The 13,832-nt window shown below is 67.9% G+C and carries 12 protein-coding genes; 7 read left to right on the plus strand and 5 right to left on the minus strand.

Annotated features, from left to right (window positions below):
• Window positions 1-49: 49 nt before the first annotated feature.
• On the minus strand, window positions 50-1,579 hold the full coding sequence (hutH, locus tag N5A93_RS04390; RefSeq protein WP_268953842.1) for a histidine ammonia-lyase: 1,530 nt from the start codon (window positions 1,577-1,579) through the stop codon (window positions 50-52).
• Complete coding sequence (gene hutI, locus N5A93_RS04395; RefSeq protein ID WP_268953843.1) at window positions 1,576-2,769, minus strand: imidazolonepropionase; 1,194 nt, start codon at window positions 2,767-2,769, stop codon at window positions 1,576-1,578. Before hutI ends, hutH begins: the two co-directional genes overlap by 4 nt.
• Window positions 2,770-2,849: 80 nt before the next feature.
• Here hutI and N5A93_RS04400 point away from each other — a divergent pair, with 80 nt between their 5' ends.
• Complete coding sequence (locus N5A93_RS04400; protein ID WP_268953844.1) at window positions 2,850-4,220, plus strand: formimidoylglutamate deiminase; 1,371 nt, start codon at window positions 2,850-2,852, stop codon at window positions 4,218-4,220.
• Complete coding sequence (gene hutC, locus N5A93_RS04405; RefSeq protein WP_268953845.1) at window positions 4,220-4,951, plus strand: histidine utilization transcriptional repressor HutC; 732 nt, start codon at window positions 4,220-4,222, stop codon at window positions 4,949-4,951. The genes N5A93_RS04400 and hutC overlap by 1 nt, the downstream gene beginning before the upstream one ends.
• Window positions 4,952-4,965: 14 nt before the next feature.
• On the opposite strand, the gene N5A93_RS04410 is transcribed toward hutC, so the two are convergent.
• Together N5A93_RS04410 and glmM are read right to left on the minus strand one after the other, a co-directional pair.
• Window positions 4,966-6,411 carry a mannose-1-phosphate guanylyltransferase/mannose-6-phosphate isomerase gene (locus tag N5A93_RS04410; RefSeq protein WP_268953846.1) on the minus strand — a complete coding sequence of 482 codons (1,446 nt, stop codon included), beginning with the start codon at window positions 6,409-6,411 and terminating at the stop codon, window positions 4,966-4,968.
• A 101-nt stretch (window positions 6,412-6,512) separates the two neighbouring features.
• On the minus strand, window positions 6,513-7,853 hold the full coding sequence (glmM, locus tag N5A93_RS04415; protein ID WP_268953847.1) for a phosphoglucosamine mutase: 1,341 nt from the start codon (window positions 7,851-7,853) through the stop codon (window positions 6,513-6,515).
• Window positions 7,854-8,085: 232 nt separating this feature from the next.
• Here glmM and N5A93_RS04420 point away from each other — a divergent pair, with 232 nt between their 5' ends.
• Entirely contained in the window at window positions 8,086-9,432 is a 1,347-nt protein-coding gene (locus N5A93_RS04420; protein WP_268953848.1) for a UDP-glucose dehydrogenase family protein, read from the plus strand.
• Here N5A93_RS04420 and N5A93_RS04425 read toward each other — a convergent pair.
• Window positions 9,429-10,691, minus strand: a complete 1,263-nt coding sequence (locus N5A93_RS04425) for a glycerate kinase type-2 family protein (protein WP_268953849.1) — start codon at window positions 10,689-10,691, stop codon at window positions 9,429-9,431. The two genes, N5A93_RS04420 and N5A93_RS04425, sit on opposite strands and share 4 nt — an antisense overlap.
• A 204-nt stretch (window positions 10,692-10,895) precedes the next feature.
• On the opposite strand from N5A93_RS04425, the gene crcB reads away from it, so the two are divergent.
• The 4 genes from crcB to N5A93_RS04445 are packed head-to-tail and all read left to right on the plus strand — an operon-like array spanning window position 10,896 to window position 13,724.
• On the plus strand, window positions 10,896-11,273 hold the full coding sequence (gene crcB / locus N5A93_RS04430) for a fluoride efflux transporter CrcB (RefSeq protein ID WP_268953850.1): 378 nt from the start codon (window positions 10,896-10,898) through the stop codon (window positions 11,271-11,273).
• Entirely contained in the window at window positions 11,270-12,316 is a 1,047-nt protein-coding gene (locus tag N5A93_RS04435; protein WP_268953851.1) for an RluA family pseudouridine synthase, read from the plus strand. Before crcB ends, N5A93_RS04435 begins: the two co-directional genes overlap by 4 nt.
• Complete coding sequence (locus N5A93_RS04440) at window positions 12,313-13,005, plus strand: HAD-IA family hydrolase (protein ID WP_268953852.1); 693 nt, start codon at window positions 12,313-12,315, stop codon at window positions 13,003-13,005. Before N5A93_RS04435 ends, N5A93_RS04440 begins: the two co-directional genes overlap by 4 nt.
• Window positions 13,002-13,724 carry an ATP12 family chaperone protein gene (locus N5A93_RS04445; RefSeq protein ID WP_268953853.1) on the plus strand — a complete coding sequence of 241 codons (723 nt, stop codon included), beginning with the start codon at window positions 13,002-13,004 and terminating at the stop codon, window positions 13,722-13,724. The genes N5A93_RS04440 and N5A93_RS04445 overlap by 4 nt, the downstream gene beginning before the upstream one ends.
• The last annotated feature ends 108 nt before the right edge of the window (window positions 13,725-13,832 follow it).

The raw sequence follows: 13,832 nt of genomic DNA on the forward strand, positions 1-13,832 counted from the left end.
AGGGGCAGCGCCCCTCCCTTCCTTGCCCCGATGCGCCGCCACCAGCCGCTCAAAGCGTCATCTCCAGCCCGGCGGCCACCACAAGATCGCCCTCGCGGATCAGCGCCGCCGCCTCCTGAAGGTCGGGCGCAAGATATCGGTCGGCCTCCAGCGCCGGGATCGCCTCGCGCAGCCGCGCGATCACTTTCTGCAACGGCGCGCTGGTGGTCAGCGGCGCGCGAAAACCGATGCCCTGCGCGCCGCAGATCGCCTCGACGCCAAGGATCGTGTTGAGGTTCGCATTCATCCGCGCCAGCCGCCGCGCGGCATGGGCGGCCATGCTCACATGGTCCTCCTGGTTGGCGCTTGTGGGGGTGCTGTCGGTGGTGCAGGGATTGGCCAGGTGCTTGTTCTCGCTCATCAGCGCGGCGGTTGTGACTTCGGCGATCATCAGCCCCGAATTGAGCCCCGGCGCAGGCGTCAGGAAGGGCGGCAGGTCGAAGCTCAGGTTCGGGTCCACCATCAGCGCCACGCGGCGCTGCGCGATGGCGCCGATCTCGGCGATGGCCATGGCGATCTGGTCGGCGGCGAAACCCACCGGCTCGGCGTGGAAATTCCCGCCCGATACGATGCGCCCCTCATCGACCAATACCAGCGGATTATCCGTGACCGCGTTGGCCTCGATCTCCAGCACCTCACCGGCGCGGCGCAAGAGGTCGATCGCGGCGCCGCTCACCTGTGCCTGACAGCGGATGCAATAGGGATCCTGCACGCGCGCATCCCCTTCGCGGTGGCTCTCGCGGATCTCGCTGCCATCCATCAGCGCCCGCTGGGCGCGGGCCGCGGCGATCTGGCCGGGATGGCCGCGCAGCGTGTGAATCGAATCGATCAGCGGCGCGGTCGATCCCATGATCGCATCGGTCGACAGCCCCGAGGTCACGATGCAGCCCTGCGCATTGCGCCAGGCATTCCATAGCCCCGCCAGCGCGCAGGCGGTCGAAAACTGCGTCCCGTTGATCAGCGCCAGCCCCTCCTTGGGGCCAAGCACGATGGGGGCAAGCCCCGCCTGCGCCAGTGCCTCGCCGCCCGGCATGCGCGCGCCATCCGCCACCCGCGCCTCGCCTTCGCCGATCATCACCGCCGCCAGATGCGCCAGCGGCGCCAGATCCCCCGACGCCCCGACCGAGCCCTGATCGGGCACCACCGGCGTCACGCCACGCGCCAGCATATCCTCGATCAGGGTGATCGTGCGCCATGCCACGCCCGAGGCCCCGCGCCCCAGCGACATGAGCTTGAGCACCATTATCAGCCTCGTGGTGGCGGTGTCCAGCGCCTCGCCCACGCCGCAGCAATGCGACAGGATCAGGTTGCGTTGCAGCGCTTCGGTCTGATCGGCGGGGATCTTGACGCTGGCCAGCTTGCCGAACCCGGTATTGACCCCGTAAACCGCCTCATCGCCCTCGGCGGCCTTTTGCACCAACGCGGCGGCGGCCTCGACGGCGGGGCGGCAGGCGCGATCCAGGGCCGCGCTCAGTTTGCCGCGCCAGATCGCTTCCATCCGGGCCAGGGTCACCTCGCCGGGAACCAGCGTCTCGGTCATGCCTCACCTCCGAAAATCCGCCGGTAAAGCGGGTTGAACCCGATGCGATACGCCAGCTCGGCTGGCTGCGCCGCGTCCCAGATCGCGAGATCCGCGCGCTGGCCCGGCGCAATGGTGCCGCAATCCGCCAGCCCCAGCGCCTTGGCCGCATGGCAGGTGACACCGGCCAGCGCTTCCTGCGGGGTCATGCCAAACAGTGTGCAGCCCATGTTCATGCTCAGCAGAAGCGACGACATCGGCGACGAGCCGGGGTTGCAATCGGTCGCCAGCGCCATCGGCACGCCATGCGCGCGAAAGGCCGCAACCGGGGGTTTTTGCGTCTCATGCAGCGTATAGAACGCGCCGGGCAACAGCACCGCGACGCTGCCCGCGGCGGCCATCGCGGCGGCGTCCTCATCATTGGCGTATTCCACATGATCAGCCGACAAGGCGCCGTAGCGCGCCGCCAGTCGCGTGCCGCCGATATGGCTCAGTTGCTCGGCATGAAGCTTGACGGGAAGGCCCAGCCGTTTCGCGGTGTCGAACACCCGTCCGATCTGCGCCGTGTCAAAGGCGATTCCCTCGCAGAACCCGTCCACCGCATCGACCAGCCCCTCGGCGGCGGCGGCCTCAAGGGCGGGCAGGCAGATGTCGTCGATATAGGCGTCGGGGCGGCCCTTCATCTCGGGGGGCAGCGCATGGGCACCAAGGAACGTGGTCACGATCCTGACCGGGCGCAGCGTCGCGATTCGGCGCGCGACCCGCAGCATCCTCAACTCGGTCTCGATATCCAGACCATAGCCCGATTTCACCTCGATCACGCTGGCGCCCTCGGCGATCAGCGCATCGGCAAAGCGCAGCGCACCCGCAAGCAGCGTGGCCTCGTCGGCATCGCGCGTGGCGCGCACGGTCGACACGATCCCGCCACCGGCGCGCGCGACCTCTTCGTAGCTGGCACCGCCCAGGCGCATCTCGAATTCGCCCGCGCGGTCGCCGCCATGCACGATATGGGTGTGGCAGTCGATCAGCGCCGGGGTCACCAGCCGCCCGCCCAGATCCTCGGCCGGTTCCGTGCTATGTTCGGCAGGCAGGTCGGCGGCGGGGCCGATCCAGCGCACCAGCCCGTTCCCGATTGCGATCGCCGCGTTTTCGATCAGGCCATAGGGCCTGTCGCCAACCATCGTCGCCACTGTCGCGTTTTGCAGGAGCATTGCACAACCTTGTTGATCTGCGAGTCGTTTCATGTGATTATGTCTATACATATTCCAACGGTCAAGACGGGAAAATGGCGATGACACGGATCTGGGCTGAACAGGCGCTTTTGCCCTCGGGATGGGCGCGCGATGTGGCGGTGGAACTTGACGCGGCGGGGCGCATCGCCTCGGTTGCCGAAGGTCAAGCGCCGGGCGCGGGCGATCAGCGCAGCGGCATCCTTCTGCCCGCGCCCGCCAATGCCCATTCCCACGCCTTTCAACGCGCCATGGCCGGTCTGACGGAATCGCGCGGCCCCGATCCGCGCGACAGTTTCTGGACCTGGCGCAAGCTGATGTATCGCTTCCTTGACCGGCTCGATCCCGATCAGGTGCAGGCCATCGCCGCCCTTGTGCAGATGGAGATGCTCGAGGCGGGCTATGCCACCAATGTCGAATTTCACTACCTTCACCATGCCCCCGGCGGCGTGCCCTATGACACCCTTTCGGAAATGGCGCAGCGCATCGTTGGGGCCGCACAGCAGACCGGCATCGGCCTGACGCTCCTGCCGGTGCATTACCGCTTTGGCGGCTGCGACCGGCGCGACCTGACCGCAGGGCAGATCCGTTTCGGCAACGATCCCGACCGGTTCGCGCGGCTGGTCGAAGACTCCCGCGCGGCGCTTGGCGCGCTGCCGGATGACGCGCGCCTTGGCGTTGCCCCTCACAGCCTGCGGGCCGTCACGCCCGGGGATATCGCCCGCGCGCCTGATCTGGCGCAGGGCGGGCCGCTGCACATGCATCTTGCCGAACAGGTGGCCGAAGTCGAAGAGGTGCAGGCCGCGCTGGGCGCGCGCCCGGTGGAATGGCTGCTCGATAATGCGCAGGTGGATGGGCAATGGTGCCTCATTCACTGCACCCAGATGCAGCCGCATGAAACCGAGGCGCTGGCCGCCTCGGGCGCGGTGGCGGGGCTGTGCCCGATCACTGAATCCAGCCTTGGCGACGGCATTTTCGACGGCGTGCGCTGGATGAATGCGGGCGGGCGCATCGCGGTGGGCTCGGATTCGAACATCCGCATCGCCCTTTCGGAAGAACTGCGCACGCTGGAATATTCCCAGCGCCTGCGCGACCGCTCGCGCGCGGCGCTCGCCCATGCGCAGGCCAGCACCGGGCGGCGTCTCTTTGATGCGGTCTGCGCGGGCGGCGCGCGCGCTTCGGGGCGCGACAGCGGGCGGATCGCGCCCGGTGCCCTGGGCGATCTGGTGGCGCTCGATGCGGGTCATGTGGACCTTACCGGCCAAAGCGGCGACATCCTGCTCGATTGCTGGATATTCGCGGGCAATGACGCGATGGTGCGCGATGTCTGGTCGGCGGGGCGTCACCTGGTGCAGGCTGGGCGCCACCATGCGCGCGACCAGATCACCGCCGCCTATGCGCGCGCGATGGAGCCGCTGCGGGGGGCGCTCTGATGGCCACCGGCGCGCCGCCGCCCAAGGGCTGGCAGGCCATCCATGACGAGGTGCTGCGCCGCATCCATGCGCGCGACTGGCCGCCCGGCCATGTCATCCCCAACGAGGTGGATCTTGCGCGCGAATTCGGCTGTGCGCGCGCCACGGTCAACCGCGCGCTGCGCGCCTTGGCCGGGGAAGGCATCCTTGAACGCCGCCGCAAGGCGGGCACCCGCGTCGCCTTGCACCCGGTCAGCCGCGCCACCGTCGATGTGCCGGTGATCCGGCGCGAGATCCAGGAGCGCGGCCAGCGTTACGATTACCGCCTGCTTGACCGCGGCACCGCGCAGCCCCCGGCGGCGATCCGCGCGACGCTGGGCGCGGGCGAGGCGCTGCATGTCACCGCGCTGCACAGCGCCGATGGCGCGCCCTATGTGTTCGAGGATCGCTGGATCAGCCTTGATACCGTGCCCGGCGCGGCGTCGGAATGCTTTACGTCGCTCAGTGCCAATGAATGGCTGCTGGCGCGCGCGCCCTATACGCATGGCGATATCGCCTTTTCCGCCGAGGCCGCGTCGGCGCGCGACGCCGCATTGCTGGACACCGGCACCGGCGCGCCGCTTTTCGTGATCTGGCGCACCACCTGGGATCATGACCGCGCGATCACCACCGTCCGGCTGGCCTATGCGCCGGGCTATCGCATCCGCACGCGGATCGGCGGCGTCGCCGCCGGAACCGGTCAGGGGGATTAAACCCGCGGGCCTGCTCAGCCGTCGTTCTCGCGGGCATAGACATCCTCGTAGCGGATGATGTCGTCCTCGCCCAGATAACTGCCGGTCTGCACCTCAATCAGCGCCATCGGCACCTTGCCGGGGTTCTCCATCCGGTGCACCGCGCCCAGCGGCACATAGACCGACTCGTTCTCGCTGACCAGCTTCACCTCGTCGCCGATCGTCACCCGCGCGGTGCCCGACACGACGATCCAGTGTTCGGCTCGGTGAACATGGCTTTGCAGGCTCAGCGCCGCGCCCGGCTTGACCACGATGCGCTTGACCTGGAACCGCTCCGACAGGGCCAGCGTCTCGAAATAGCCCCAGGGCCGGTGATCGCGGGCAAAACTGTCGGCCTGGCTCACGCCCTTGGCGCGCAGCGTCTTGACGACCTGCCCCACGTCCTGGGTGCGCGACATGTCGGCCACCAGCACCGCGTCGGGCGTGGCCACGACCATCGTGTTGCTCAGCCCCAGCCCGACCACCTCGAGCCCTTCGCTTTCCGAGCGCAGCAGCGTGTTCTCGCAGTCTATCGCCGTGGCCGGCCCCGACAGGCAGACGCCATTGCCGTCGGACCCGGCCTCCTGGCGGACGGCGGCCCAGCTGCCAAGGTCCGACCAGTGATGCGCGTAAGGCACCACCGACAGGTTCCCGGCGCGTTCCATCACCGCGAAGTCGATCGAGATGCTTTCGGCTTTCGCCCAGGCTTCGGGGTCGAGCCGCAGAAAGCCGAGATCGGGGCGGGCCTTGTCGAGCGCATCGCGCACCGGGGCCATCAATTCGGGGGCATGGGCCTCGAAGGCGGCGATCACGTCGCGCGCGGCAAACAGGAAAATCCCCGCGTTCCACAGGAAATTGCCCGCCGCCAGCATGTCGCGCGCGACATCGGCATCGGGCTTTTCCACGAAACGGCGCAGCGCCACGGCACGGCCCGATCCGTCAGGCGCCTCGCCCAGCTCCAGGTAGCCATAGCCGGTCTCGGGGCGCGTCGGCGTGATCCCGAAGGTCACCATCTGACCGCTCGCGGCGGCCTCGGCCCCGGCGGCGATGGCGGCGTGAAAGGCTTCGGTGTCGGGGATGACGTGATCCGACGGCGCCACCAGCATCAGCGCGCCGGGGTCGCTTGCGGCCACATGCAGCGCCGCGGCCAGAACGGCGGGGGCGGTATTGCGCGCCTCCGGCTCGATCAGCACCGCGCCGGGCTCGACACCGGCCTCCAGCATCTGTTCGGTCACCATGAAGCGGAAATCGGCATTGGTCAGCACCACCGGCGCGGCGAATGACAGCCCCGCGCCTTGCCCGCTCAGCCGCTTTGCGCAGCCCTGAAGCAAGCTCTCATCGCCCAGGATGCGGGCGAACTGCTTGGGATAACCCTTGCGCGACAGCGGCCAGAGTCTCGTGCCCGAACCGCCGCAAAGAATGACCGGAGTGATCGTCTGCATCTGTCAAAAATCCCGTCGCATCATCTGAACGTTTCCGCCTTCCTGCCGCGCCTTTGGGGCAAGCCAAAGGCGCGCCGCGGGCATTCTGTTGACCTTGGCGCTCAGCTTTCGCGCTCCACCGCCGCCACCACATCGCCCAGAACCCGATCCAGCAGCGCCGGATCGACGGCCTCGGCCATCACCCGGATCAGCGGCTCGGTCCCCGATTTGCGGATCAAGAGCCGCCCGTCATGCCCCAGCGCCTTTTCGCCCTTGGCGATGGCCTCCTGCACGGCGTCGGCCTCCAGCGGGGCCTTTTCGGGCTGGTAGCGCACATTGATCAGCTTCTGAGGCACCGGCTCGAAAACGCGGGCAAGCTGGCTGGCGCTCTGGCCGGTCTCGACCATGCAGGCCAGGAATTGCAGCGCCCCGATCAGCCCGTCGCCGGTGGTGGCGTAATCGGTCATCACGATATGGCCCGATTGCTCGCCACCCAGCGAATGCCCGCCCTGGCGCATCGCCTCGACGACATGACGGTCGCCCACCGCCGTGCGCTTGAGGGCGATCCCGCGGTCGTTCAGATGCCGCTCGAGACCGAGGTTGGACATCACCGTCGCCACAAGCGTGTTGCCCGCCAGACGCCCCTGTTCGGCCCAGCGCGTGGCAATCAGGCCCATGATCTGGTCGCCATCGGCGATCTGGCCCTTCTCGTCGATCAGCACCACCCGGTCGGCATCGCCATCAAGGCATATGCCGATATCGGCACGGGTCTCGATCACCTTCCTGGCGGCGGCGTCGGGATGGGTCGAACCGCAGTTCTTGTTGATGTTGGTTCCGTCCGGCTCCACGCCGATGGCGATCACCTCGGCACCCAGTTCCCACAGCACCGCGGGGGCGGTGCGATAGGCCGCGCCATGGGCGCAATCCACGACGATGCGCAGCCCGTCCAGACGGCGGCGCGACGGAAAGGTCGTCTTGGCATATTCCACGTAGCGCCCGCGCGCGTCGTCAAACCGCTTGGCGCGCCCGATGTTCTCCGGCGCGGCGGCCTTGATCCCGTTCGTCATCAGCGCCTCGATCCCGGCCTGGGCCTCGTCGCTCAGCTTGAAACCGTCGGGTCCGAAGAACTTGATCCCGTTATCCGAGGCCGGGTTGTGGCTGGCCGAGATCATCACTCCCACATCGGCGCGTAGCCCGTGGGTCAGGTAACCGATCGCCGGGGTCGGCATCGGCCCCAGCAGGAACACGTTCATCCCGGTCGATGTGAACCCGGCGGTCAGCGCGTTCTCGATCATGTAGCCCGACAGCCGCGTATCCTTGCCGATCACCACCCGGTGCTCCTGCGTGTCGCGGCGAAAATAGCGCCCCGCAGCCGCGCCCAGCTTCAGGGCGATCTCGGCCGTCATCGGCCAGCTGTTGGCGCGTCCGCGCACGCCGTCGGTGCCAAAGAGTTCCTGCGCCATGGCCGTGGTCCTTCGTTCCTGTCATGCCTCTGGCATGGGTTGCCGCTTCTCCTTACCCGTGTGCCGAGGGTCTGTCCAATGGCGGATGCAGGGCGCAGCGCTACGCGCCATTGCCGCAAGCGGGTTTCCGCATCACGCCTTTCGCGCCCTTTTCGCATGCCTGATTGACGCAGGTGCGGGCGATCTGCATTAAAGGGCGCGCATTGGGCAGGTTCTTGAAAGGTAAGCGGTCATGAAAATCGCAATGATCGGAACGGGCTATGTCGGGCTTGTCTCGGGGGTATGTTTCTCGGATTTCGGGCATGACGTCGTCTGCGTCGACAAGGACCCCGACAAGATCGGAAAGCTGGAACGCGGCGAGGTGCCGATCTACGAACCCGGCCTCGGGACGCTTCTTGAGAAGAATGTCGAGGCGGGCCGCCTTTCTTTCACCGGCGATCTGGCGCAGGCGGTCGAAGGGGCCGAGGCGGTGTTCATCGCCGTCGGCACACCCACGCGGCGCGGCGATGGCCATGCCGATCTGTGCTATGTCATGGCCGCCGCTCAGGAGATCGCCCGCGCCGCCAGCGATTACGTGGTCATCGTGACCAAATCCACCGTCCCCGTCGGCACCAACCGGCAAGTGAAGCAGGCAGTGAAAAAGGCCAATCCCGATCTCGATTTCGATGTCGCCTCGAACCCCGAATTCCTGCGCGAAGGCGCGGCGATCGAGGATTTCATGAAACCCGACCGCGTGGTCGTCGGCGTGCAGACCGACCGCGCCGCCGAGGTGATGGCCGAGATCTACCGCCCGCTCTACCTGCGCGAATTCCCGATCATGACCACCGATCTGGAAAGCGCCGAGATGATCAAATACGCGGCCAACGCCTTTCTGGCGACCAAGATCACCTTCATCAACGAAATCGCCGCCCTGTGCGAACGCACCGGCGCCGATGTGAAACAGGTTGCGCGCGGCATGGGGCTTGACGGGCGTATCGGCAACAAGTTCCTGCATGCCGGCCCCGGCTATGGCGGCAGCTGCTTTCCCAAGGATACCCGCGCCCTGGCGCGCACCGGGCAGGAACATGGCGTGCCGCTGCATATCACCGAATCCGTGATCGCCGTGAACGAACAGGTCAAGCGGCGCATGACCGACAAGCTGCTCGACCTTTGCGACGGCTCGTTCAACGGCAAGACAGTGGGGGTTCTGGGCGTCACCTTCAAACCCAATACCGACGACATGCGCGAGGCGCCCTCGCTCTCGATCGTGCCCGCGCTGGTGGGCGGCGGCGCCAAGGTGCGCGTCTGCGATCCGCAAGGGCGGCGCGAGGGTGAAAACCTTCTGCCCGGCGTGAACTGGATGGACGATCCCTACAAATGCGCCCACAAGGCGGATCTTCTGGTGATCCTGACCGAATGGAACGAGTTCCGCGCCCTCGATCTCAAGCGTATCGCGCGCAAGATGGCCACGGCGCGGCTGGCCGACCTGCGCAACATCTACACCGCGCGGGATGCGAAACGCGCAGGGTTCCTTGCCTATGAAAGCATCGGGCGTGCGGGCTATCTTGAAGCCGGCGCCGACGAAGCCGAAACCGGCTAGGCCCCCGGCGCGATCAGGATCGCGCGGAAATCATTGACATTTGTCAGGGTCGGCCCGGTCACCACCTGGCCGTTGATCGCACCGAAAAAGGAATGCGCGTCGTTTTGCGCCAGCGCCATCGCCGCGTCCACGCCCACCGCGCGCGCGCGCTGCAACGTATCCGGCCCGATATGCGCCCCCGCCACCTCGGCGGCGCCATCGACCCCGTCAGTATCGCAGGCGAGCGCATGAATGCCCGCCGCGCCCTCCAGCGCCATCGCCATCGCCAGCGCATATTCGGCATTCGGCCCGCCCACACCCTCGCCGCGCCGCGTCACCGTCAACTCGCCCCCCGACAACAAGAGCACCGGCGCCTCGCCCGGCGCCAGCGCGTCGCGGATCTCCAGCGCCAGCGCGGCGTGATCGCGCCCCAGCTCGCGCGCCTCTCCCTCCAGCGCGTCACCCATCACGCGCACCGTCATTCCCTCCTGCCGCGCGATCTCAGCCGCCGCCTCCAGCGATTGCGCGGGTGCGGCGAAAATCACGTTCCCGACCCTGTCCAGCCGCGGATCGTCCGGCCTGACCACGCCGCTTGGCCCGTTGAGCACATCCGCCACCGCGCGGGGCAGGTCGATGCCGTGCCGCTCCAGCACCGCCAAGGCCTCTTGCGGCGTGCTTTCATCGCCCACCGTCGGCCCCGAGCCGATCATCGCCGGATCGTCCCCCGGCACATCCGAGATCATCAGCGCCAGCATCCGCGCCGGACAGGCGGCGGCGGCCAGCTGCCCGCCCTTCACCCGGCTCAGATGCTTGCGCACGAGGTTCATCTGCCCGATCGCCGCCCCCGAGGCCAGCAGCGCGGCATTCACCGCCTGCTTCTCCTCCAGCGTGATCGCGCCCGCCGGCTGCACCAGCAGCGCCGAGGCACCGCCCGAGATGAGCGCCAGCACCATGTCGCCCTCGCCCAGATCACCCAGCATGTCCAGCATCCGCGCGCTCGCCTCCATGCCCGCCTGGTCCGGCACCGGATGCGCGGCCTCGACGATCTCGATGCCCTTGCAGGGTCGCCCATAGCCGTATCGGGTGATGACCAGGCCCTCGCAGGGGCCATAGACCGCCTCCACAGCCTCGGCCATGCGCGCACTCGCCTTGCCCGCCCCCACCACCAACAGCCGCCCCCCGGGGCGCTCGGGCAGGGCGCGGTGCAGGCCCTGCATCGGATCGGCCACCGCCACGGCGCGATCGAAAAGCCGCCTCAGGAACCGGATCGGATCGCGCATCAACGCTGCCTCCTCATGCACATTCGCGCCCATCCTAACGCGCGCCCCGCCCGCCCGACAGCCCCCTGCGGCCGGCCCTTCATCTGGCCTCAAATACCTCGGGGGAGTCGCGCCCTTGCGCGACGGGGGCAGCGCCCCCATGCCCCCCCCGGCCAAAGCGCGCGCAGCTTGACAATCAGCGGCGCGCGCGCGACAGACGCGGCCATGATGATGACCTTCCTTCAGGTGGCCCTCGGCGGCGCGATCGGCGCGGTGCTGCGCTTTGGTACCGGGCTTGCGATGCTGCGGCTGGCCGGTCCGGGCTTTCCGCTTGGGGTGCTCTCGGTCAATATCCTCGGCTCCTTCCTGATCGGCCTGTTCAGCGTCTTCGCCTTTCAGCGCGGGGCGCAGCATCTCAACCCCTTCGTGATGACCGGCATCCTCGGTGGCTTCACCACTTTCTCGGCCTTTTCGCTCGAGGCGTTCACCCTCTATGAGCGCGGCCAGATCGGCTCGGCGGGGCTTTACGTGGTGCTTTCGGTGGTCCTTTCGCTGGGGGCTCTGGTGCTCGGGGTCTGGCTGGCGCGCGGGGTCTGGGCATGAGCGGCGTTCAGACCCTGACCGTGGGCGCCGATGACGGCGACCAGCGGCTCGACCGCTGGCTGCGCCGCCAGTTCCCGCAGCTTCAGCAGGGGCGCATCGAAAAGATGTGCCGCAAGGGCGAGTTGCGTGTCGATGGCGGCCGCGTCAAGGCCAATACACGGCTCGAAGCGGGCCAGCAGGTGCGCGTGCCCCCCTTGCCCAGCCCGGACAAACCCGCCCCCGCCGCGGCGAAATCCGCGATCAGCGAGGCCGACGCGCGGATGATCCGCAACGCGGTGATCTACCGCGACGACCATATCATCGCGCTCAACAAACCCCCCGGCCTGCCGGTCCAGGGCGGCAGCAAGCAGACCCGCCATGTCGATGGCCTGGCCGAGGCGCTGCGCTTTGACGCCGAGGAAAAACCGCGCCTCGTTCACCGGCTCGACAAGGATACCTCGGGCGTGCTGGTGCTGGCGCGCAGCCGCAGTGTCGCCAAGGCGCTGACCGCCGGGTTCCGCCACCGCGACACCCGCAAGATCTACTGGGCTGCCGTGGCCGGTGCGCCGGTGCCGCGCATGGGCACGATCCGCTTCGGCCTCGTCAAGGCGCCGGGGCATGGCGCATCGGGCGAGGGCGAAAAGATGCTCTGCCTGCATCCGCGCGACGTGGACAGCACCGAAGGCGCCAAGCACGCCACCAGCGATTACGCCGTGATCGAGGCGGCCGGCACCCGCTGCGCCTGGGTCGCGCTGGTGCCCGTGACCGGGCGCACCCACCAGCTTCGCGCCCATATGGCCGAGATCGGCCACCCCATCATCGGCGATGGCAAATACGGCGGCTCCGGCCAGGAGAACATGGGCGACGGCTGGGGCGCGCAGCTTGGCGGCGAGGTCAGCCGCAAACTGCATCTTCATGCGCGCTCGCTGACGCTGGAACACCCGGTCACCCGCGCCATGCTGCACCTGAGGGCACCGCTGCCCGAACATATGCTGCGCACCTGGGAGATGTTCCAGTGGATCCCCTCCGAGGCCCCCGAAGACCCGTTCGAGGCGCTTGAATGACCCAGTCTTCGCTGCGTCTCGTGATCTTCGACGTGGATGGCACACTGGTTGACAGCCAGGCCGACATCCTTGCTGCGATGGGCCATGCTTTCGGCTCTGCCGGTCACCCGATGCCGCCGCGCGCCGAGGTGCTGTCGATCGTCGGCCTGTCACTCGATGTGGCGGTGGCGCGTCTCGCGCCAGAGCTCGACACCTCTCTTCACGCCCGCATGGTCGATTGGTACAAGGAGGCCTATATCGCCCTGCGCGCGCAGGCGGGCGCGGCGCATTCCTCGCCGCTCTATCCCGGCGCGCTGGCGGCGATCGAGGCGCTCCATGCCCAGCCCGAAACGCTGCTCGGGGTGGCGACGGGCAAATCGCGCCGCGGGCTCGACAAGCTGTTCGAAGCGCATGACCTGGGGCGCTACTTCGTGACCCGGCAGGTCAGCGACCATCACCCCTCCAAGCCCCATCCCTCTATGATCGCGGCGGCGCTCGCGGAAACCGGGGTCGCGCCGGGCGATGCGGTGATGATCGGCGATACCAGCTATGACATGGATATGGCGCAGGCCGCGGGGATCGCCGCAATCGGCGTTGGCTGGGGGTATCACCCGCCCGCCACGCTGGCACGTACCGCCGCGCTTGGCGTGATCGACGATTTTTCGCAGCTCGCCCCCCGTCTCGATCTTCTGTGGGAGAAAGCCTCATGAGCGAATGGAAGGCCCGCCGTTTCTGGAAAGCTGCTGAACCGGTCGCTGAAGCGGGCGGTTTCACCGTCCGCCTCGATGGCCGCCCGGTCAAGACCCCGGCCAAGGCGGCGCTGATCGTGCCAAGCGAGGCCATGGCCGAGGCCATCGCCGCCGAATGGGATGCGCAGGGCGAACAGATCGACCCCGGCGCGATGCCTGTCACCCGCGCAGCCAATGCCGCCATCGACAAGGTTGCCCACCAGCACGCGGAAGTGGCGCAGATGCTCGCCGATTACGGCGATTCAGATCTCTTGTGCTATCGCGCCGAAAGTCCGGTGGAACTGGTCGAGCGCCAGCGCCGGGAATGGGACCCGCTGCTTGACTGGGCCGCCGATGCGCTGGGCGCGCGGCTGCGCCCGGTGACCGGGGTGATGCATGCGCCCCAGGACGGCGCGGCGCTGGCCACGCTGTCGCGGCAGGTTCACGCGATGGACGCGTTCACCCTGACGGCGTTTCACGACCTGGTCAGCCTGTCGGGCTCGCTGGTGATCGGGTTCGCCGCGCTCAGCGAGGCGCGCGACATCGCGGCGCTCTGGCAGGTGTCGCGGCTCGATGAGACCTGGCAGGAAGAGCTGTGGGGCCCGGATGAGGAAGCGCGCGAACATGCCGCACGGAAAGAATCGGACTTTCACGCCGCCAAACGCTTTCACGATCTTGCGCGCGCAGGGCATTCGGGCTGAAAGCAACAGCTTACGTAAGGATAGGTCGGCCCGTGAACGATTGTTTTTCATGATCCGGGGCTTGACGTTTCATGATGAATCCACTCACACTCGATGCCACTGAAGGGG

The sequence above is a fragment of the Roseovarius salincola genome, from assembly GCF_026891095.1.
GTDB lineage: Bacteria > Pseudomonadota > Alphaproteobacteria > Rhodobacterales > Rhodobacteraceae > Roseovarius > Roseovarius salincola.